Genomic DNA, 21,801 nt, shown 5'->3' with positions numbered 1-21,801 from the left:
GAATTGTCTGATTTACTGCCGTGGAATGTTGATCTAGGTAAAGCAGAATAAGCTTCACCGGTTAATTGACCGCTTACAAATAAAGCCAAATCGAAGCGATGAATGTCGCGGTGTTGATACGGCTGAGGGTATCGCTGTTGAGACCCTTTTGGCCGATGCAAGATGGAATCCTGCAATGTTAATCCAAACGAAGTTTGGAAATACTAAAATGCAGTCAAATCGAAGAGATAGAATAACCCAGTACAGATACAGCTAAGGATATCGATAACAACGACGACTTCGTTAAGCGGCTGCGACTGCATCGATAGCTTCATTCCGGCTAGCTTCAATTGCCGCAATCACATCTTCTGGTTTATCGACACTTAAATAAATCTTAGTCATAGCCTCAGGTAGCTGGCCCATGCCACCGTGGTAAATCACCGGTTTACGCAATAATAAAGTGACATTAGTTTGCCCGCGGCCAATAAAAAGCGCGCGGTCATCATCTTTATTTTCGATAACGGACTCTTGGCGATTCACGTGTGAGATCTCACTACTATCAATCACCATAAAACCCCATAAACCATTATTGATAACCAATTTATTACGCAATAAATACAACGAATAATGACGCGATATACGATGATTGGCGACAATTGCCATTAAGGTATAAGAGATGAAAGAGGCAACTATAATGGCGACTATTTCGCTCCATGATTGCAATAATACATAACTGATTGTCGATGCTACAACACAGCCAAGCACCATTAGCCAAACGTGCCAACGACGGGCGCTTAACAAATTAATATGCGCTATGGTTGGTGGATGTTGGCGTGAAAACCAAGGTATTGAGTAATACCAATTGGTCGCTTCACTGGCCACAATCAATGCCATTGTTAAGGTTTTTTCTGCCCCTTCGTTGTAGGTTTCAACCGCACCGACGCGTGGATCACCTTTAAGCTTGCGTGCATTAAACAACCCGCGGATCACGCTAAATATCAAGTACAGCTCGATAAGCAAGAGCACCGCAATGATGGGGTAACGTAACCACATGACAAACTCAAAATAATGACTCAGTTCGGCGGGATAACTTAATCTAGCGACCAAACTACTTAAACTGAAAATCATAATCAGCTTCCACCATTTTTGCTGGCCAATTTTGATAATGCAGTACCAGTAGCCGATGGGAAGCAGTAAAAAATAAACCGCCGAAATGACCCCAAGTTGCCATTTATCAGCTGCTGAATTCAAGGTATCTGGGGTAAAGTTGACCCCCAAACAAAAACAAATTATTGCCAAGCTTAAAAACAGTAAACGAAATTTCACCTTTGAACGCATCCAACAATCCTTGTAGCTTGATAATAGTGAGTGAAGAAACTCACCTTAGTTCCCCATAAACCCATCGTAATAAACGCGGCGAATTGTGCCCAATTTATCCTCTTAATGAATCAGAATAGGACTCACTTAACGCTAAACCAGCATAAAGACAAACAAATGATTAACAAACCTAAATTTGTCAGTAAATGTATTTGGTGGATGAGAGAAAGCAAAAAGCCGCTATGTAGCGGCTTGAGGGTGATTATACCTAAAAGGCATTTAGCATTTAGCATTTAGCATTTAGCATTTAGCATTTAGCATTTAGCAAGATTAAATCCAGTAGTCTGCACTTAAGGCAGCAAACAAAACAAAACCAGCCCAGTTATTGTTTAAAAATGCTTTAAAGCATGGCGCGCGCTCACGGCCATAAATCAGCCATTGTTGATAACAGCTAAAACCAACGAAAGTCACAATACCCAAACCGTACACTAGGCCGCGTTCGGCTGATAAGCCCGCCATAATAAAACATCCAAGGGCGGCCAGCTGAAATAGGCCTATCCACTGTCTATCATACCGACCAAATAATATCGCGGTCGATTTAATCCCCACTTTGACATCATCATCTCTATCGACCATGGCATACATGGTGTCGTAAGCCACTGTCCAGCACCAATTGGCAGCGAACAACCACCACGCTTCAACCGGAACACTGCCAAGCTGCGCCGCATAAGCCATTGGAATAGACCAGCTCCACACTATGCCTAAAAACATCTGCGGCATGTTAGTGATCCGCTTCATAAACGGATACATCACAGTTAAAATAATACCAACAACGGACAGTTGCACCACTAAGGTATTTAACAATAGCACTAACGAAAATGCGGCAAGACCCAGTATTACAAACAGTATTAGGGCTTCTTTTACCATTATTTCGCCTGACACCAAGGGCCTATTTTGAGTCCGCTCTACATGGGCATCTAAGTTACGATCGGCAAAATCATTAATGATGCAACCGCAGGCACGCATGATCACCACGCCGACCACAAAAATCAGTAACACCTTGGTATCGGGCATTCCCTTTGCCGCAAGCAGTAATGCCATTAAACACGGCCACAACAGCAACAACGTACCGATAGGTCGATCGATACGCATTAAGCGGGCATAAGCATGCAGTTTTTGTTTCACCCTCATCTCCTTTACTTAACACGCTTCCAGCTTTGCTAGGCTAACGAGTAACCATTTACTGCCAAAATCACGAAAGTTAACTTGTACGCGGGCTTTTTCACCCGTGCCTTCAAAATTAGTGACGACACCTTCGGCAAACTTAAAGTGTTTGACCTTTTGCCCCACGCTGAATCCGGTCGTATTCGCCGATGACTGACTAAATGCAGGACTTGCTCCACGAGCCGGAAAACGTTGACTGATTGATGGGGATACCTGTGCACGCAAACGAATTTGTTCAACGTATTGTTCAGGGATTTCGTTAATAAATCGCGACGGGCGCGCATAATCTTCACGGCCGTAAATACGACGAGACTCGGCATAACTGATGTACAATTTTTGCATTGCACGCGTCATACCCACATAACACAGGCGGCGCTCTTCATCTAAGCGATCGCCCTCATCTAATGCCATTTTGCTTGGAAATATGCCTTCTTCCACACCCGACATAAACACCATTGGAAATTCTAACCCTTTAGCCGAATGCAAAGTCATAAGTTGCACTGCATCGGTAAAAGCATCAGCCTGCCCCTCACCCGCTTCTAATGCGGCGTGGGATAAAAAGGCATTTAACTCGCCCATATCTTCAAGCTCTTCGGGAAGTTCAAAGCTTTTAGCCGCAGTAACCAGCTCATTTAAGTTTTCAATACGCGCCTGCGCTTTTTCACCTTTTTCGGCTTCATACATTGCCCGTAAACCAGATTGGTTAATGACGCTGTCTGTCATGCGATAGAGCAACATGTCGGCGGTATCGGTGCGCATATGGATAACCAAATCCATAAAACCACGCACTGCATTTGCTGCGCGACCTGCCAATACTTTTTCTTCTAACAACCGCAGGCTGGCCTGCCATAACGTTAATTGCTGCTGCCTAGCAGTTGAACGAATAATCTCTAGGGTGCGATCGCCAATACCACGGGTAGGCGTATTCACCACCCGTTCAAAGGCGGCATCATCATCTTTATTATTAATAAGACGCATATATCCCATGGCATCTTTAATTTCTTGACGCTCGAAGAAGCGTAAACCGCCATAAATTCGGTAAGCAAGCCCGCGGTGTAACAAGGCTTCTTCTAACACACGGGACTGGGCATTTGAACGATACAAAATGGCGCAATCGCTTAAGCTGCCACCTTTATCTTGCCAGTCATGAATGCGACCAACGATAAACTTAGCTTCATCCATTTCATTAAAGGCACAGTAAACTGAAATAGGCTCGCCATCTTTGTCTTCTGTCCACAGTTTTTTGCCTAAACGATCGGGGTTGTTGGCAATCAAGTCGTTAGATGCTTTCAAAATATTGCCACTTGAGCGATAGTTTTGCTCAAGACGAACGGTTTGTGCACCTGGGAAGTCTTTTAAGAAACGGTGTAGGTTTTCAATTTGCGCCCCACGCCAACCATAAATTGACTGATCGTCATCACCCACTATCATCACATTCGCACTGTTGCCTGCCAATATGCGGATCCACGCATATTGAATGGCGTTAGTATCTTGAAATTCGTCAACCAGAATATGGCGAAAACGGTCTTGGTAATGGGCTAAAATATGCGGTTTATTCAGCCATAACTCATGGGCTCTGAGTAAAATTTCAGCAAAATCGACTAGGCCAGCACGATCGCACGACTCTTGATAGATTTTGTAGATATTTAACAAATTTTGCTCAACCGGAAAGCCACCAGCATCAATGTGCTTGGGTCTTAATCCCTGATCTTTTTTACCATTAATGTAAGCCTGAGCCTGTCTGGGTGGATATTGTTTATCGTCTAAATTGAGGCTTTTTAAAATTCGTTTTAATAGTCTGAGCTGATCATCTGAATCAATAATCTGGAAGCTTTGCGGTAAGTTAGCATCTTGAAAATGAGTACGTAAAATTCGATGGGCTAAACCATGGAAGGTGCCAATCCACATGCGCCCCATATTACTGCCAACCACTTTTTCAACGCGCTCACGCATTTCTGCTGCCGCTTTGTTGGTAAAGGTTACCGCCAGAATAGAATATGGACTTTGTTGTTCAACCTGCATCAGCCAAGCAATACGATGGGTTAATACCCGCGTTTTACCGCTGCCAGCGCCCGCTAACACCAACATGTTGGATAAAGGTGCACCTACTGCTTCACGTTGCTTGTCATTCAGGCCGTCTAATAATGATGATACGTCCATTTTTCCTCCCAGAAATCTGCACGCATTATAACGTCAAAATTACCCCAGATGCGATGACAGTCAGCGGATTTATGTGGCAATCAAGTATTGCGATTAAGCAAATAACCTTATTGCCTAAGTTTTACCCAACTAGTTGTCGCCAAACAGGGCTTAAATTGACAAAAACCAGTCCGAAAACTACTATAATTCCTCATTTATGCGATAGGGTTGAACTAATTTGAATATCAATGATTTAGAGTTATTTATTTTAGTTGCTGAGCAAGGGAGTTTTGCTAAAGCCGCTGAATCATTGAACACCCGCAGGGCTTTAGTCAGCCGCCGCATTGCCGAATTAGAAAAACAACTTGGCGCCTCATTATTTACCCGCACCACCCGCGCAATGTCACTCACGCCTTCGGGTGAGTTATATTTAGAACAAGTTGCCCCACTGATCAAACAACTGAAAAACGCCTCTTTTGTATTCAAAAATCGCTACAACGAAGTGCAAGGACGCGTTCGAGTTGGCTTGCTCCCGTTTGCCGACAAAATGCTCGACCAGCAAATTGCTAGCTTTGTGCACAGTTACCCGCAAGTGCAGTTAGACATTGTGGTGATTTCGGGTGGTTTTAACGATATTGCGCGTCTAGGGTTAGATTTCGTGATTGATATAAACCAGCCGCATGACAGCCTGTTTATCTCTAAACATCTGCTCAGCTTCGAACGCAAAATTTACGCAAGTCCAAGCTATTTAGAAAAGTCATCAGTAATTGAAACGATTGAAGATTTACAACATCAATCATTACTCGGCTTTCGAGTTACCAGCGGTGTAGTTGAAGACAAATGGAGATTTCAACACACGGCTATCACGGCCAACCACAAAGTCATTTGCAGTGATTACAACACACTGTACAACCTCTGTTTAGGTGGGGCGGGGATCACCCTATTACCTGAAATCATTGTGCATAAAGCAATAGAAAATAAATTATTGGTCAATGTGCTGCCCGAATTAAGCGCTGGTTTCAGTGACCTTAATTTGATTTACCCTGAAGACGCTCACTTTTCGAATGCCGCTAAAGTGTTAGTTGAGCATCTTACTGCGGTAAAGTAACGGAACTCCATTGCGTTATTTTTCTTATTTACACGGGCATAAAAATGGGCTTCATTGTTGGCAATGCAGCCCATCATAATTGAATAAATATCAGGTTAACAAAACCGATAACCACTGTTGTTATGTAAAGTAAGTGCGTCACTCACCATTCAATTTAACCCAACGCCATACACCTTAATTGATAACAAGCTGCTGCTGGGCTTGATCAGCGGCGTATTGCCAATGTAAATACTGTGGCTGATTACCATCATAAAACCAAACTACTGCCATTAAATCACGTTGATGGTTAGCAACCAATAGCGATTCATTCAATTGGCCATTATCAAGTGCGCCACGCAGTAAACAGGATTCATAGTTCACACTGATAGTTTGCCCTTGCTGCTCAAACTTATCGCACAACGAAAAATACCCTCTTTTGCCACTAGCGATGTCGACGTTAATCGATAGCGTAAATGTGGCTTGTAAGTCAAAATCAGGATCCACAACCAAGTCATCAAGTGAAGTCGGATCCGGCACAGGCTCGACAACTGGAGGCGTTGGTGTTGTGGGCGTTGGTGTTGTGGGCGGTGTTGTCGTTGTGTTTGTCGGCGGCGTGGTTGTCGGGGGTGTAGTAGCCACAGGCGTCATTTGAGTGGCAGGTGTACTGTCACCGCCACCACCGCCGCCACAAGCACTTAACTGTAGCAAGAGCGTTAACGTTAATAGGCCAAATAAGGGCTGACGTTGAGCCTTGATATTAAATAACTCTTTTACCTTTGAGCTTATGCTTAATCCGGTCATGTTTACATATTTCATATCGTTCACCTTCATTATGAATTAGGTTAATTAATGCTGATAATTACGGGCATTAATCTTCAAAAATTAATGCTTCTATGGCGGTCAGATACCAATAGGGGTTCGTGGTACCACTTGCATCGGCAGCAAAATCAACAAACTCTTGATAACTTCCATCTAAACGCTGATTCTCAACAGGATGCTTCCAAGTATCAGGCACTTCTATGGCCCAGCTCATGCCGTTTTTATCTTGAAAATATTGTCCAGCTGACGCATTGGAAGCATCATCACGTTGACCTAAAAAGGCTGGGTTAAATAAATCAGTTGGTGCATGATTTTTAAGATGAATTTCTAATGCTCTACCGGGCTCTTTACCCCCATTAATATTTTTAGCGGCTAATCCATGATCAGTATTGGGGGTTGCGAAGATAAACGGATCATAGGGAAACTCAGGCATTTGATCTTCATCAACCGCATTGACAAATGGCACTGTCATTTGCCAAGTCGCACGATAAGTTGTGCCACAACCCGGTTCGGTTCTGAAATACTCGCAACCATTCCCACGGGTAGCATGCTGCCACAAATCATCAGTAAACTTGAGCACCGCATTAGTTTGCCCATTTTCGAGCGGTGATTGGGTTTGTTTGACCCCTTGTAATGTCCAATCGATTGCAGACTCTTGGACATTACTGCGTGCAATACCAGGAAGTTGAATCGCAAAACCATTGTGATACCAAGCTCCCATAGCAACTAACTGGGCGTTAAATCCCACACGACGCACTTGGTTGTTTTTGACAAACTGAGTAATACGTAATTGCATCACCACATCATTCATATCAAAATCCCCCTGATCTGGGTACAAATCTTCATAAGCTAATGTGGTAAATCCTGACGATGATGGGTAATAGGTCATGGTAACGCCGGTTTCAGTTACCGTAATGGGATAGTCTTCTACTTCACCATCACTAACACCGCCTGTGGGTAAAATATCTGCAACTGAACTTAATCTAAATCTGGACCAAGTTTCTCCAGGTTTTGCCCAGTTAGGTACATTAATCAATATTGTTTGTACCCCACTGGACATAGCTTTGGCACTAATTACGCGATCCTCTTCATCAAATTTTCCATCTTGTGCCCAATCAATCCACCCATTTAAAAAGCCACCTTGACCTGAAGTCGTCACCAGTAAAATAGCATCTTCACCAATCTCAAAACCCGTAGGCATACTGATACCATCTTCATCATCAATACCATCACTGCTGTCATCAGATAAAGGTGCTGGTGAGCCATCGGCTTCGTTATCATTCAATACCCCTAATGCCAATGATTCGATAATTCCATGACGCGCTCCATTATCTGCCATTAAAGTGCCATAACTTGCAGGGGAATCACCAAAATCAACCGCATCGCCAACAGGCACATCAGCTAAGGCGCATCGTGCGCCATCATTAGACGTTGAAGAAGGCCCATATGAGAACAATTCAGCTTTTGGTGAACTTTGCTCTACATTGACTTTATACACATTACCTGTGCCATTATTGCTTAAGTACAAATTACCTTGCGGATCAAAAAACTGCGCACCAAAAGTAAAGTTTGCATTACCACTGATCACCAAGCCTAAATCTTCGAAGCCACCTGTGGTTGGATCTATTTTTATCAGCCTTCCATCCTTTCCATTGGTAACGGCATACAAAAAGCCATCGGTTGGATGAAAAGCAAAATCAGTAATATTAAAGCTCGCCAGCGAATTACTGCCTGGGACTAATGTCATAGGATGGTTTTGATCATCCAAATCAACACGAAATAAACCCACATTTTTGCGATAACCGTACCAAGCGTTTTCCACTAATGCCACGTCACCGACAAAGAAGTTACCCGCTGCGGCAGCCGCGGTATCTTTGGCTAATGTCAAAGGAATAACTTGATAATCATTACCGACTTGACCTAGTGTTTGATGCTCGTAATCCCAGCCATATAAATAGTTGTCATTGTAACTAAAACCTGTGCCATTGAGTGCCCCATTAAGGCCCATATTATTTGACAAGGTGAGATAACTACCCGTACCTAAGTCAACACCGTAGGCGATGGGTTTAGATGCAGGTGTTTGAATAATAAATGCTTCATGGGGACATGCCTGAAACGGTTCGCTTGCCTGTGCAGAGGGTGTCAATGCTAACGTCAAAGCCCCTAGGGTAAATAAGCCAGATAAGGAATGACGGGGTAACTGAGATAATGGTGTTAATTTCATATTAGTGATCTCATCTTTTGCTGAACGTGACAATCGTATTGCACATAAGATGCCAAAATATAAACTATTGAATATTATTAACTTTTAATTATTTGATGTCGTTTTTTCATTTTGCAAAATGCGAATAAATTGCAAAAAGAGACTTAAGGAGTCCAATTAACACGGTATGAAAATAGATTTTGTCGACCTCAAAAGGAGATCTCAACATCACCCGTTGCGAAATGATAAGTAGAATGAAATGGGGCGTATTACGGATTACGGATTACGGATTACGGATTACAGCAAGGGAAAACGAGATTTAATAAGGATAACAAACGGCAAGATTGGTCGACCAAATATTCAAATAGACTTACTTGTATGCAAGCCTATTTAACCTAAACTGTGGCTAAACGATTCGCTAACACACTTATTTAAGTGTTAATAGGGTTAAAGAGGTCATGCAAAGCCCCCATTATACTAGGGCTTTGCTGTTCACACTCATAACACTATCGGCAAATTCCTTTGGGCCTTTAAGTATTGCTCGGCCAACCGCCGCTAAATCAAACCACTGGTTTTCAAGCGCCATATCGATATAGGCAGCAGTTTCTATCCCCCCGACACCAATAATACACGCCTGTAATCCAGCTTTTTTCAAGTAAGCGGCTTCTTCAACCAAGAAGCCCTCACCACGACGCTCTTTAGGGCGATTCCAACCACCAATACCGGATGAAACATCCAGTATCACCACGCCTGCATCAATGAAATACTTGCAGGACTCGACAATTTGCCTCTGGGTAAGCCCTTGGGGATAAAGATCTTGCCCTGGCACTCTTACCATAATGGATAACTGGGTATGCAGCTTAATTTGTTTTATAATTTCAACAACTAACCGTGCACGATTACGCTGACAACCCCCATATTGATCATCGCGTTGATTGGTCAAAGGTGATAAAAACTGATTCAGACCATAGCCGTGTGCGCAATGTAACTCCACAAAATCAAAGCCGGCTAATTCAACTCTTTTGGCCGCATCGACAAATTGTTGTTTCAGTATCAAGATGTCGTTCAGCGACATCATTTTGGGCGTAGGTAAAATGCGATCATAGGCAGGAACCGTTATCCCTGAAGGCGCCATTAAATCAGGGCAAACATCAAGCTGCGCTTTGCCACCGCAATGGGTTAATTGCAGGCCCGCTTTAGCACCAGTTTGATGAATAACCTTAGCAATCGCCGTAATCCCCTCAATACAATCATTATTATGTACGCCTAGCTGATGAGGTTCACTGCGGCCAGAAAGCGCCACAAAGCTATATTCCACCATCACTAATGCGGCTTTAGATTGCGCTAAATTGGCATAATGGTGCAATGTTTTGTCGGTTACCTTGCCATCAAGGGTTGAAGTTTGCGAGGCCATAGGCGCCACGACTAAGCGGTTTTCCAATACATGGTCGGCGATTGGCAAAACAGAAAAACGGTTCATAGTGACGATTTCATTTCGATTTATTTTTGGTATTGTATCGAGCGCAGGATAATCTTTCGAGGTGAATTTAGCGTTTAGCGGAGGATGACGGCAAAGCGCGATCAAAAATATCTCTTGTAAGAGTGTCTTAGATGTACTTTTTTGTATGACGGCTCACAAATAGCCAAAGATAAATGCAGGGTATCAAGGCAGAATTTTATGGTAAGTCGTTATGCTACAAACTCAAAATTTAACCTCATGATCGAGCATTTTCACAAACCAGCATGAGCGGTTATTGCTTACGATTAACGGTATAAAATAGTCTTTAGGGATAAGGTAAGTATCAAATAATTTATAGCGCCATACTTAAGGCACTATTTTAGCCAACAAATCACGCCATCGTGTTTGTACCTGCTCCCACTGCTCAATAGACCAAATTTGCATCTGAGTATGTTCATCTGGACAGGCCGAATTTGAATAGCGTTCATCTAAATATAATTCATCCGCGCGGCCTATATTTGAGCATTCACTAGCGCGATAAGTTTCATTGTGTGGTGGTTGTTCTGCAGCTGGCATACTCAGCCGCTTATCCCCCGTTGAAGCTGCCTGAGCCTCGTGCCAATCAGTAATAAACGCTTCAATCGCTTGAGTAATCGCGGTTACTGAAACCGCCTTTATCGGGGTAGCAAAAGCCTTAGGGTTACGTGATTTCATCTCAGTCAATTGGTCACCCAAGCCATCAACCTCGGTAGATATGATCCACTTCTGCATGGCTAATGCTTCAATAAACACTAACCCAAAGGGCTCCCATCGAGAAGGAATAATCACTGCATCACAGGACATGAGAAAATCAGCGACATCATCTACCCGACCGACTAATTCAACATGGGTTAACGGCGAGGCTAATTGGGTTAATGCACTTAATTGTGGCCCTTCTCCAGCAAGTTTGAGCTGACATTGGCTTGGCGCAATATTAGCCATAGCCTGAAGTAGTAAATCAAAGCCTTTTTGCTGATGAAACCGCCCATAAGCTGCAATGGTAGGTATTGGATGATTTGAGCTAACACGCCGAGTATGCTTAGTGGCAAACCTACTGAGATCACGCCCTTGTCCCACAAGTGCTATGTTACTTTTGCCCACAAGGTTATTTGTTATCATCCATTGTTGCTGCGACGGAGAAATGGCGATCACGTAATCCATTAAGGCATAGGTCAGTTTTAACATACGATAAAAACGATTTACTGAGGGGATTTGTGACACGACAAATTGCTGGCAGTAATGATGCTCTTGCAACAGAAAAGGTGTCGAAGGATACTGCAACTTTAACCATACTAACCCAATCAGTTTTCGCCAGCTAGCGGCACCATGAAAACAAATAATATCTGCAGAAGTTGATATGCGGCTCAGGCGAGTCAAATCGACATAGCGGATCTCAAAATCATAGTCTTGAGCTAACGATGATTTACACAACGCCTGCAAGGCATAATTCACCCCACCCATGCTATTATCATCAACACAATGCAAAATTTTTGGCCGCATTTAACCCCTATTTAGGCAAGTAACCTGTACGTAAATTGTTGCACAACAAATAATAAATGCAAAATGGGCCAGTATTAACTGGCCCATTTGTCTCTAAATAGCTAAGCAAAATTATTTTTTATCGTCTTTTAAGCCAATACTGTCCATCCAGTATTCAAAATTAACCAAATTACCCGGTAATACAATGCGGCTACCAGGCTTACTTAAGCCATCAAGTTGCTTCATGTACTGCTCACCTAGTTGCATTCTCAAAGCACTTTGACCACCTTCAGATGCAATCACCGAGGCTAAGCGCTCAATTGACTCAGATGTCGCTTTCGCTAAGGTTAAAATCTCTTGGGCTTTACCTTCTGCCTCGTTAATGCGCCGCTGCATTTCACCTTCTGAGCGGTTAATGGTTTCAGCCATCACACCTTCAGAACGATTAATTTTACTTTGTTTATCACCTTCACTTTTCGCCAGTAATGCACGGCGCTCACGCTCGGCGTTTACCTGCATTTCCATGGCATTTTTTACGGTTTCTGGCGGGGTAATATTCTTAATTTCATAACGATGAACTCGAATACCCCAAATGGCGCCAGCCTCATCTAACACTTCCACCACCTTAGCTGAAATTAAATCGCGCTCTTCAAAGGTGCGATCTAAGTCTAAAGTACCAATCACTGAACGAGTGGTCGTTTGGGCGAGTTGAATGGCCGCATAACGATAATCAGTAATGCCGTAACTGGCTTTCACGGGGTCAGTAACAGAAATATAAATGACCCCATCTACTTCTACATTGACTTCATCGCTAGAGAAACACTCCTGTGGCGGCACGTCGATGGTTTCTTCTTTTAAATCGTGAATGTAAGCCACTTTATCGACAAAGGGCACCAAAGCATGAAAACCTGCATCCAATGTGCTGTGATATTTCCCTAAACGTTCAACAATATAAGCGGACTTTGTCGGCACTAAACGAATAGATTGAAATAACTTCATCACAAAGATAGCAAAAATAATGCCCCAAATTGCCATGACGGCTATATCGGTATCAATGCCATTAATAATCATTAGCGAGCTCCTTTTGCTTGAGTTGATTGAGCGCCTGAAACAGCATGTGTTACCTGCTCCATACCTTCAAAAAAACCTTCCAGCTTTGCCATTTCAGCAGGCACAACAGATACATCTGACTCAGCTAAAATTTTGCCAACTTGACCAATAAATTGCTCTTTAAGCAGCATGTTCATCGCATCATTACCGCCATTGACGGTAAGCGCCTTGCAGATCATCGCCATGCCTTCGGCTTTGGCATTAGCAATAATCGAGATTTCTTGTCCGGTACCAATCGCTTCATTAATGCGCTTTTGCTTTTGACCTTCAGATAAGTTGATCGCCTCTTGACGCTCACCCTGCGACATATTAATCATGGCAGCTTTTTCTGCATTGGCTAAGGTAATTTCAGCACGTTTACGGCGCTCGGCTTCCATTTGTTTTTCAAGTGTGTGGATAACATGGTGCGATGGGGTGATGTTTTTAATTTCATAACGCAGCACCTTAATTCCCCAAGGGTCGGAGGCTTTATCAATTTCACGCACAATAGATTCATTCAAGCTGTCGCGCTCAGAAAATGTTTGCGATAAGGTTAATTTACCAATTTCAGAACGCATGGTCGTTTGCGCCAAGTTCACAGCAGCTTTACGATAATTTTCAATGCCATAGCTAGCAAGCTTGCCATCCATTACTTTTAAGTAAACCAGTCCATCCACTTCCAACTGGGTGTTATCTTTTGATATACAGCTTTGTGGCGGAACATCGAGCACTTCTTCACGGGTGTCATGGCGATACGCAACGCGATCAACAAATGGCACTAAAAAATGAAACCCAGGTTGCAACACGGTGCGAAACTTACCTAAACGCTCGATTACGTGCACTTCGCGCATAGGTACAATCAGCATCAGTTTATACAGAATGAAAATGATGAACAAAAATATTATGGTAAACATGAACATACTCTATTCCTTTTGATTAAACATTAGGTGGGCCTAGTTGGGTAGCTGAACCTACTCCAATAAAGGCTCGACCACTAATGCAATGTTATCCCGACATATAATTCTGACTTTGGTACCCGATTTAATTTCACTGCCATCCCCTAACGCAGTCCAATCAGAACCTAAACAACTAATGCGTCCGGTTTGCTGACCAGGCCCAATAGTTTCCTTCACTATGGCTTGCTGGTTGTATAAATCTAACTCTTCATCGGTATTATCAACATGCGCATCACCACCAACTAGTCGTTGCGTGACATGGCGAAAACTTAACAGCAACACCATTGAAGAGATGAACCACAGAGTCAAACTCTGAGCAATACCCTCAACCACGCCAAGCGCCAGCGCCGAGGCGACAATCAGACATGATGAGCCTAATAAAATAACAATACCACCTGGGATAATAATTTCAGACAACATTAAAATAATGCCCAAACAGACCCAAACCGTTATAGGATTTGCAAGCTCCATATTTCCCCCTGAAATAGAAATTTACACCCATTTAAAACACTCAACAGCAGTGCACAACAAATGACATATTATGTCAACCATACATGATAGGGGGGAAATTGCAAAGTGAATTTTTGCTTAACCAATATAAAACAAAACGCCCACCAGTTTGCACTGATGGGCGTAATTTATTTGATTAGCGGTAAAACTAAACTGATATTAGCTCAGTAATTTTTTAGCTGCCGCGACAACAATAGATACTGCTACACCTTCGGTTTTTTTCATGCTGGCTTCATCTGGGATCTCTTGCTGAGTGCGGTTTACGATCACACCCGCAACACAGGCTGCACGCCAACCTTGAGTAGCACACATAGTAAATAAAGTGGCTGACTCCATTTCATAGTTCAGCACACCCATAGACTGCCACTCTTTCATAGAACCGACAAAACGTTGAGTGATGCGGCCTGATACCGTGTCATAACGCTCTTGTCCTGGGTAGAAAGTATCCGAAGATGCTGTAATACCCACATGCGGTTCAATACCCGCATCACGACAAGCCGCAACCATAGCGGTTGTACAGTCAAAGTTCGCTGCCGCTGGAAACTCAAGTGGTGCAAAATGCAAACTGGCACCATCTAGACGGACAGAAGCTTGGGTCACAATCACATCGCCCACATTGACATGCGGTTGAATGGCTCCCGTTGTACCTACACGCAAGAATGTCGTCACGCCTAATTGTGCTAACTCTTCAACCGCGATAGACGTTGAAGGGCCACCAATACCGGTTGAACAAACGACGACAGGCTTGCCATCTATGTAAGCTAAATAGCTAGTATATTCGCGATGACTGGCAAGAAAAGTGGCACCGTCCATTAATTCGGCAATACGCTTCACACGCTCTGGATCGCCCGGCACAATTGCCAAAGTTGCGCCATCTAGCATTTTTTTGGTCAAACCTAAGTGGAATACGTCAGACATGCTGAACCCCTATATTATTTCTAAAATAAAACGCTGTATTTCCTAAACGATACCGTAGTATGCATTAGGAAAAGGTTAACTAGATCACATTATTATTCATCATCTAAATTAATTGTTACTGAATGATTACAACCCCAAAAACAGCCTAGTTAACCAAGGCTGATATTTTAGCAATAATTAACCTCGGCGCGGGATAATAAATGCTTACTAAACAGAACTTTGTCTGGCTAACTGCGTTTGATTAACGTGCGATAGGCTCGCTATTGATTTGTTAATGCGCCTTGCTTTCAAAACAAATGACAAGTTTGCTAAACAATAAGCTAACGCTATTGAGGTTAATTAATCTAAAGCGTTGAAAATTTGATTTACATCAATTTTTTATTACCCATTTAGGCGTAGGTTTAAGTTAAGCAGTAAAACAAATCACCCTACAAGGAGTTAAGCATGTTCCCAGAGTACCGCGACTTAATCACCAAACTAAAAACCACTGATGCGCATTTCACTCGTAAATTTGATGAACATAATCAGCTAGATGAAGAGATTAAACGATTAGAATCCCATAGCAGTAGCGACACCACCCCTGAAGTTAAAGTGCTAAAAGCGAAGAAGCTACATCTCAAAGAAGAGATTTTTGAAATACTCAAAAAGCATGAAACGGCTTAAGCTCTTTAAAGTAATATCCATCACAGTACATAAGTGATCAGAAATAGCACAAGAAAAACGCATGATAATAAGGCATATTTTTACAGTAAGTCGTAATTCTACAAGCTAAAAATTTAACGCCGTTATCGAGTACTTTTCACAAGCTAGATGATTACGATTGATATCAGTCGATAGAAAAATTAAAGGACGCCTCGGCGTCCTTTATGATTTATCTATAACTCAAATTTATAGGTAGTAATCTTTAAGCGGTGGAAAACCGTTAAAACACACTGCGGAATACGTTGTAGTATATGCACCCGCGGTTAGCCAGTACATACGGTCACCAATAGCCAAGTCAACAGGTAAACCATAGCTATAGTGCTCATACATGATGTCCGCACTGTCGCATGTTGGTCCTGCGATGACACACTTATCTAACTCGCCAGTACGGTCGGTATAGATAGGAAACTTAATTGCTTCGTCCATGGTTTCAATCAAACCAGAGAATTTACCCACATCGGTAAACACCCAACGTTCAAGTGCTGTATGTGATTTACGCGAAATCAACACCACTTCAGACACTAATACACCGGCATTTGATAACAATGAGCGACCTGGCTCTAAAATGATTTCGGGTAAATCGTCACCAAAATCTTCATGCAAAAAGTGCTTAATTTGCTGCGCATAGGTTGCAAGCTCATTGGTTTTATCTAAGTAATTAGCTGGGAAACCACCACCTAAATTAATCATTTTTAACACAATACCATGCTCGTCACGTAGACGATCAAAAATGCTTTTAACCTTTCCAATTGCTGAGTCCCAAGCGCCGATATCACGTTGCTGAGAACCAACATGGAAAGAAATACCATGCGGTTGTAAACCTAATTCTTTAGCTAATACCAGTAAATCGTATGCCATCTCATTCTGACAACCAAATTTACGTGATAAAGGCCAATCAGCTGTATGTGTCCCTTCGGTAAGAATACGAACATACACTTTAGCACCTGGTGCTTCTTCAGCAATCATACGTAAATCAGCTTCAGAGTCTGATGCAAACATACGCACACCTTGCGCATAGAACGACCGCACATCGGCACGCTTTTTAATGGTGTTACCGTAGCTTATTCTGTCAGGGCTGACGCCAATGGAAGTCACCATCTCTAATTCATATATAGATGCGATGTCGAAGTTTGAGCCTTTATCACGCAACAAAGTTAATACTTCTTTTGCTGGATTGGCTTTGACTGCGTAATAGACATTTGCAAATGGAAAACTTCTTACCATGTCATCGTATTGTTTCGCAATGATTTGAGTATCAATGACTACAAACGGTGTGGGTTTGTCTTTCGCAAATTCTTTAATACGTGCGAAAGTGTCTTTATCATAATAATCAGCTACATCAATAGATTGAAATTGGCTCATTAGGCCAGTGCCTCCTCATAGTTGGGCAAAAATAACTGGATGGTGCTTTAACAAAATAATCACAATAAATCGTTTTTTTACAACATCAAAAAACACGCGCAGTAAACGCTATTTTAAGCGACAACGCAACGAATTTTTATGCGTTTTTGGTAATTTTTTATTCCTACAAAAAACAGATCTATTACAGCCTGCCCATGGGGCTATTTGCCCGCAATAGACTAGTGTTAAAGTCAGCAGTTGCTGCCTCTATTCAAACAAAAACCAGCCAAAATAACAAATAATTAACCAAATTAAGTTTTACAAGGGGCAGTTACCACTGTGATATAAGCGTTTTTGCATCTTGAGCAAACTCAATTGATTGTATCTTCAAATCGGTGAGTTTTATGATAGTCGCCTGCCCTTTCACTGCGGGTATTGCTGCGGTCATTTCCCCTTCCCTATCAAGTCCTAATAAAAATGGATAATCTTGCATTTTTGGCACAGCAATAAATCGAGCTATTAACGAGGGCATCCCACTGATATCGGCCACATAGGCTAAGTGAGCTGGGCGTTGTTCTTCAGGGGTATCAGCAAATGCAGCCTGAATAATCTCGCCACCATCCATATCACGACTAAAGAGCAACACTTTCGTTTCTGCACTCACCTGTAACGGTTTATCAAACTGATCTTGTAAGCTAATCGGCACCAGTGTATCGCCCACTTTAAATATTGGGGTTTGCGCGATGGCGACAGATGAAAATATCAGGCTGATAATTAAGATTATGTATTGCATTGGTTTCTCCAAAAGGTGTTTTCAGCAAACTATCAACATAATATGAAACCTATCTGAAATGTGCGGCCTAAAGATGACTTTTTATAAAATGGATCAACTTGTTATGATAAGGTTCACAAAAGTGCTTCATGCCTTATCGTATATTTTTTAAAGAAGGGATAGCAGATGGACCAGCCAAGTTTAGACCAAGAACTCGCCCAACTTCAAAGCGCCTACAACCTGATTACCGAGTTTTTAGTGCAATACAGTTTTCAGCTTATCGGTGCCTTGTTGATATTTTTATTAGGCTTGTGGGTTGCCAGTAAAGCGGCCAATTTTGTCGCCAATCAATTTGAAAAACATAACATTGATATCACCTTAAGCAACTTCACCTCAAATTTGGTGCGTATCATTATCATCATCATGGTAGCAGTGATCTGCTTAGGGAAATTGGGGATCAGTGTCACCCCCATGGTCGCTGCTATCGGTGCAGCTTCACTTGGGGCTGGACTGGCATTACAAGGAATGCTGTCAAACTATGCCGCTGGCGTAACCATTATCGTGACCCGCCCTTTTGTTGTTGGAAACACCATAGAAGTGAAAGGTGCCAGTGGTGTGGTTACGCAAATTAAATTAGGGTTAACCATACTGACAAATGAAGAAGGCGAGCAAATTAGTATTCCCAATAAACACATCATCGGTGAGATTTTACATAACTCATTTGAATATAAACTAGTAGAAACGTCTCTGAACATCGACTATCAGGCCGATCCTGGTGCTGTTATTGCCATTATCGAGCAAGCAATTTCCCAATCCGATAAGGTAAACAAAAATCAGCCACCTTTAGTCGGTATTAATGGTTTTAATAGCATAGGCATGGAAGTAGGTATTCGATATTGGGTGCCTACAGCTCATTATTTTCAAACAAAATATGAAATTAATCAGTTTGTTATTTTAGCTTTAAAACAAGCCAACATTCATATTCCTTGCCCCGTAAGAGAAATTCAAATTCAACATTAATCCCTTGCTGCGGGCCGCTGAAAAGCGGTCCTTTTTTATCGATTAAAAAACAAAAGACTTATATGCACGACAAAAAGTCATTAAAACTTGACACAGCTTAATTGTTAACACACTCTAAAGTAAAGCTTGCTTGACATAAAGACAAGCTAACTTAAAAAGGAAAGTGAAATGACATCACCTGAATCATCAAATACAAATTGGAAACAACGTAATAATCTCAACACGAAACGCTTAGCCAAATGGACTGCTGCCTGGGTGCTTTCATTAGCCCTCGCCACTTTTGGCGATAAATTTATCTGGCAACAAAGTGAGTTAATCACCGCAATCGCTATTGGAATCAATTTTCTTATCGGAATAGTGATGATCATGGTCAATAAGCAGCACTTAACCGACTTAGATGAGTTACAGCAAAAAATACAACTCAACGCGATGGCATTAAGCTTAGGCATTGGGCTAATAGTGGGCATCAGCTATTCAACACTGGATACAACCGGACTTATCAGCAGTCATGCCGAAATCTCCCATCTTATTATTGTGATGGCACTGACGTACATGATTGGTATCATATTTGGCAATAGGCAGTATCAATGAAAAATCGTTTAAAGGTATTACGTGCTGAACGTGACTTAACTCAGGCACAACTAGCGGATTTATTAAATGTGTCACGACAAACCATAAATGCGATAGAAAAAGGTAAATTTGACCCTAGCTTACCTTTGGCGTTTAAAGCCGCACGTTTATTCGGGCTCACCATTGAGGATATTTTTGAAGATGAGCCACCCGAGTAATCAATTATTACGTTGGACTTTATTGCTTGATGCAATTAGCTAAGTGTGACTCTGCTAGAGGATGTTGAGTATCAATATTAGAGTCACAACATTTTGTGCATAAACAGACTGTTTGGGTCTATGCCGTAATCGGCAAATTTATCACCTTCCAGAAAACCAAAACGGCTATAAAGCTGCCTTGCGGGAGCAAAAAAATCCATCGTCCCCGTTTCTAAACTTAATTTTTGATAGCCTTTAGCCTGTGCAAAATCCAGTATGTGTTGTAATAGTTTAGCAGCAACCCCTTTTCGTCGATGGGCATTAGCCACACGCATAGACTTTATCTCAGCGTGAGTATTGGTTAATTGCTTTATCGCACCACAACCCGCTAATTGGCCATTATCCCAAACCGTCCAAAACGTGATCTCGGGCTGACGCAACTTTGCAAGGTCAAGCGCATGGACGGACTCTGGCGGTGAGGTTGCGTACATATCCGCTAAGTGCTCATTGAGTAGTATGGCTATTTCTGGTCCAAATAAATCATCAATGCGTATTTCCATAATACGACTCATTTCCTTTAGGCTGCTGAAATCACCTTTATGCGGCTAGTGACTTCCATTCAATATTACACACAACTTATAGGCCGCGCTGCCACTCTTTCCTTAATGGCACCATACCTTGTAATGCCTGAGTAACCTGAGCCAATAATTGCGGCTTATCTTTACCTAAGACGCCTTTTAGCACCAGATAATTAGAAGCATGATCGGATCTAAAAATGGTTTTATCCAGTTCAAGGTGGGTCAACAATGTTTGCATTTCCACTAATAACCCTTGCTGATTGGGCAGCTCAAACTTACCATCAAATGCCGCATCCATTCGCGCCGTCCCCAATGGCAGTGTCACCACCAGCGTCGACAAATATTCTGGCTGAGCATCGTTCATTAATTTAGCGGATGCTATAGCATGTTGGGTCGATAATTGAGTTCCGCCTAAGCCCATTAAAATCATCACCGATGACTTAATACCTGCCTGCTTAATTTTTGTTAACGCTGCAAGTGAAGACTGATAACTTTCACCTTTTTGAATCCGAGTCAGCACTTCATCATCACCACTTTCACAGCCGATATACAATAAAGATAACCCCATTTCACGAAGCTCAGCCAACTGTTCAACGGTTTTGTTTTTTAAGTTACGTGGTAAACAATAACTACTTATCCGGGTCACCGATGGCAAGTGAGTATTGATTAACTCACAAATCGCTTTTAAGCGATTAAAAGGCAAGCTCATTGCATCACCATCGGCAAGAAATACCCGAGTTATGGGATAACCTGATGCTGCGGCGACAAGGATATCTTGTTCAATACTGTCTACCTTTTGGGCGCGGAATTGTTTTTGCGGTTGGGTATACATATCGCAAAAACTGCAGTTATTCCAACTACATCCATTGGTAACCTGCAATATCAACGACTTCCATTCTGATGGTGGTCTAAAAACAGGTTCAATATATTTTAACAAGATCACATCCTTCCATAACGAATAAATTTAAACTTTATCAGAAGTTCGGCAGTATAAATAACTGCATTAGCATTAAAAAGTACGGCCTTTGCTTCAATGGGTTGTTATACAAGCCAAAGAAACACACCATTAGCATAATGAAATGTTAAATAAGAGGTATTAAGATGAATCAATCAGCACTTGATATCAGTGAGCGTCGGGGTAACCCGCTGCCCAATAGCGAACTTTGGGAGCAGGCCACCGCAGAACAAAAACTGGCCTTATATGATTTACATCGTTTTGGCTACCGCTTACTGTTTATGAGACATAGTGTAAAAGGCCCGATCGCTGTGGTTTGCCAGCAAGATGATATTGCCTTGATATACCATGATGGTGAGATAGATTTACACCCCAAAATATCTATACGCCAGCAGCACTAAGGCATTGCAATAATCTAAAAGTATGATTAAAAAGGCTGGACGCATTT

The 21,801-nt window shown here is 42.2% G+C and carries 21 protein-coding genes; 6 read left to right on the top strand and 15 right to left on the bottom strand.

Annotation, left to right across the window (positions count from 1 at the left end; all coding sequences use genetic code 11):
- Window positions 1–282: 282 nt before the first annotated feature.
- The 3 genes from OHT75_RS10390 to uvrD all read right to left on the bottom strand — a co-directional run bounded on the left by OHT75_RS10390 (window position 283) and on the right by uvrD (window position 4,680).
- Window positions 283–1,317, bottom strand: a complete 1,035-nt coding sequence (locus OHT75_RS10390; protein WP_264726402.1) for a hypothetical protein — start codon at window positions 1,315–1,317, stop codon at window positions 283–285.
- A 309-nt stretch (window positions 1,318–1,626) separates the two neighbouring features.
- On the bottom strand, window positions 1,627–2,487 hold the full coding sequence (ubiA, locus tag OHT75_RS10385) for a 4-hydroxybenzoate octaprenyltransferase (RefSeq protein ID WP_264726401.1): 861 nt from the start codon (window positions 2,485–2,487) through the stop codon (window positions 1,627–1,629).
- 9 nt (window positions 2,488–2,496) lie between these two features.
- Complete coding sequence (gene uvrD / locus OHT75_RS10380) at window positions 2,497–4,680, bottom strand: DNA helicase II (RefSeq protein ID WP_264726400.1); 2,184 nt, start codon at window positions 4,678–4,680, stop codon at window positions 2,497–2,499.
- A 217-nt stretch (window positions 4,681–4,897) separates the two neighbouring features.
- Between uvrD and OHT75_RS10375 the strand changes: the two genes are divergently transcribed.
- Window positions 4,898–5,767 (top strand): LysR family transcriptional regulator, encoded by an 870-nt coding sequence (locus tag OHT75_RS10375; RefSeq protein ID WP_264726399.1) that lies wholly within the window; start codon window positions 4,898–4,900, stop codon window positions 5,765–5,767.
- Between the two features lie 174 nt (window positions 5,768–5,941).
- Here OHT75_RS10375 and OHT75_RS10370 read toward each other — a convergent pair whose 3' ends face one another.
- From OHT75_RS10370 to udp, 8 genes are all read right to left on the bottom strand, one after another.
- Window positions 5,942–6,562: a hypothetical protein gene (locus tag OHT75_RS10370; protein WP_264726398.1), complete on the bottom strand. Its 621-nt coding sequence runs from the start codon at window positions 6,560–6,562 to the stop codon at window positions 5,942–5,944.
- A gap of 52 nt (window positions 6,563–6,614) precedes the next feature.
- Entirely contained in the window at window positions 6,615–8,789 is a 2,175-nt protein-coding gene (locus tag OHT75_RS10365; RefSeq protein ID WP_264726397.1) for an LruC domain-containing protein, read from the bottom strand.
- Between the two features lie 451 nt (window positions 8,790–9,240).
- Window positions 9,241–10,248, bottom strand: coding sequence for an NADH:flavin oxidoreductase (locus tag OHT75_RS10360; protein ID WP_264726396.1), 1,008 nt, complete (start codon window positions 10,246–10,248; stop codon window positions 9,241–9,243).
- Between the two features lie 345 nt (window positions 10,249–10,593).
- Window positions 10,594–11,766 carry a glycosyltransferase family 4 protein gene (locus OHT75_RS10355; RefSeq protein WP_264726395.1) on the bottom strand — a complete coding sequence of 391 codons (1,173 nt, stop codon included), beginning with the start codon at window positions 11,764–11,766 and terminating at the stop codon, window positions 10,594–10,596.
- A 111-nt stretch (window positions 11,767–11,877) separates the two neighbouring features.
- Window positions 11,878–12,816 carry an SPFH domain-containing protein gene (locus OHT75_RS10350; RefSeq protein WP_264726394.1) on the bottom strand — a complete coding sequence of 313 codons (939 nt, stop codon included), beginning with the start codon at window positions 12,814–12,816 and terminating at the stop codon, window positions 11,878–11,880.
- Window positions 12,816–13,754: an SPFH domain-containing protein gene (locus OHT75_RS10345; RefSeq protein ID WP_264726393.1), complete on the bottom strand. Its 939-nt coding sequence runs from the start codon at window positions 13,752–13,754 to the stop codon at window positions 12,816–12,818. Before OHT75_RS10345 ends, OHT75_RS10350 begins: the two co-directional genes overlap by 1 nt.
- Before the next feature lie 51 nt (window positions 13,755–13,805).
- Window positions 13,806–14,261: an NfeD family protein gene (locus OHT75_RS10340; protein ID WP_264726392.1), complete on the bottom strand. Its 456-nt coding sequence runs from the start codon at window positions 14,259–14,261 to the stop codon at window positions 13,806–13,808.
- Window positions 14,262–14,459: 198 nt separating this feature from the next.
- Complete coding sequence (udp, locus tag OHT75_RS10335; protein ID WP_264726391.1) at window positions 14,460–15,218, bottom strand: uridine phosphorylase; 759 nt, start codon at window positions 15,216–15,218, stop codon at window positions 14,460–14,462.
- A gap of 444 nt (window positions 15,219–15,662) precedes the next feature.
- Between udp and OHT75_RS10330 the strand changes: the two genes are divergently transcribed.
- On the top strand, window positions 15,663–15,881 hold the full coding sequence (locus OHT75_RS10330; protein WP_264726390.1) for a YdcH family protein: 219 nt from the start codon (window positions 15,663–15,665) through the stop codon (window positions 15,879–15,881).
- A 225-nt stretch (window positions 15,882–16,106) separates the two neighbouring features.
- Here OHT75_RS10330 and OHT75_RS10325 read toward each other — a convergent pair whose 3' ends face one another.
- The gene (locus tag OHT75_RS10325) at window positions 16,107–17,282 is read right to left on the bottom strand and encodes a type III PLP-dependent enzyme (protein ID WP_264726389.1); all 1,176 of its coding nucleotides are present in this window, start codon (window positions 17,280–17,282) and stop codon (window positions 16,107–16,109) included.
- Between the two features lie 310 nt (window positions 17,283–17,592).
- Window positions 17,593–18,054 (bottom strand): hypothetical protein, encoded by a 462-nt coding sequence (locus OHT75_RS10320; RefSeq protein WP_264726388.1) that lies wholly within the window; start codon window positions 18,052–18,054, stop codon window positions 17,593–17,595.
- Between the two features lie 165 nt (window positions 18,055–18,219).
- Between OHT75_RS10320 and OHT75_RS10315 the strand changes: the two genes are divergently transcribed.
- From OHT75_RS10315 to OHT75_RS10305, 3 genes are all read left to right on the top strand, one after another.
- A complete protein-coding gene (locus OHT75_RS10315) occupies window positions 18,220–19,053 on the top strand; it encodes a mechanosensitive ion channel family protein (RefSeq protein WP_264726387.1) in 834 nt (277 codons plus the stop codon).
- Window positions 19,054–19,221: 168 nt separating this feature from the next.
- On the top strand, window positions 19,222–19,644 hold the full coding sequence (locus OHT75_RS10310) for a hypothetical protein (protein WP_264726386.1): 423 nt from the start codon (window positions 19,222–19,224) through the stop codon (window positions 19,642–19,644).
- A complete protein-coding gene (locus OHT75_RS10305; RefSeq protein ID WP_264726385.1) occupies window positions 19,641–19,841 on the top strand; it encodes a helix-turn-helix transcriptional regulator in 201 nt (66 codons plus the stop codon). The genes OHT75_RS10310 and OHT75_RS10305 overlap by 4 nt, the downstream gene beginning before the upstream one ends.
- A gap of 83 nt (window positions 19,842–19,924) precedes the next feature.
- Here OHT75_RS10305 and OHT75_RS10300 read toward each other — a convergent pair whose 3' ends face one another.
- Together OHT75_RS10300 and OHT75_RS10295 are read right to left on the bottom strand one after the other, a co-directional pair.
- Entirely contained in the window at window positions 19,925–20,380 is a 456-nt protein-coding gene (locus OHT75_RS10300) for a GNAT family N-acetyltransferase (protein WP_264726411.1), read from the bottom strand.
- A 76-nt stretch (window positions 20,381–20,456) separates the two neighbouring features.
- Window positions 20,457–21,338, bottom strand: a complete 882-nt coding sequence (locus tag OHT75_RS10295; protein ID WP_264726410.1) for a radical SAM protein — start codon at window positions 21,336–21,338, stop codon at window positions 20,457–20,459.
- Between the two features lie 161 nt (window positions 21,339–21,499).
- On the opposite strand from OHT75_RS10295, the gene OHT75_RS10290 reads away from it, so the two are divergent.
- Window positions 21,500–21,754: a hypothetical protein gene (locus OHT75_RS10290; RefSeq protein WP_264726384.1), complete on the top strand. Its 255-nt coding sequence runs from the start codon at window positions 21,500–21,502 to the stop codon at window positions 21,752–21,754.
- Window positions 21,755–21,801 lie beyond the last annotated feature (47 nt).

Origin of the sequence: Shewanella subflava (assembly GCF_025971955.1) — a bacterium.
In the GTDB taxonomy this organism is placed as follows: Bacteria; Pseudomonadota; Gammaproteobacteria; order Enterobacterales; family Shewanellaceae; genus Shewanella; species Shewanella subflava.
Note: the sequence above shows the minus strand (reverse complement) of the source record. Positions and strands in the feature narration are given on the sequence as shown.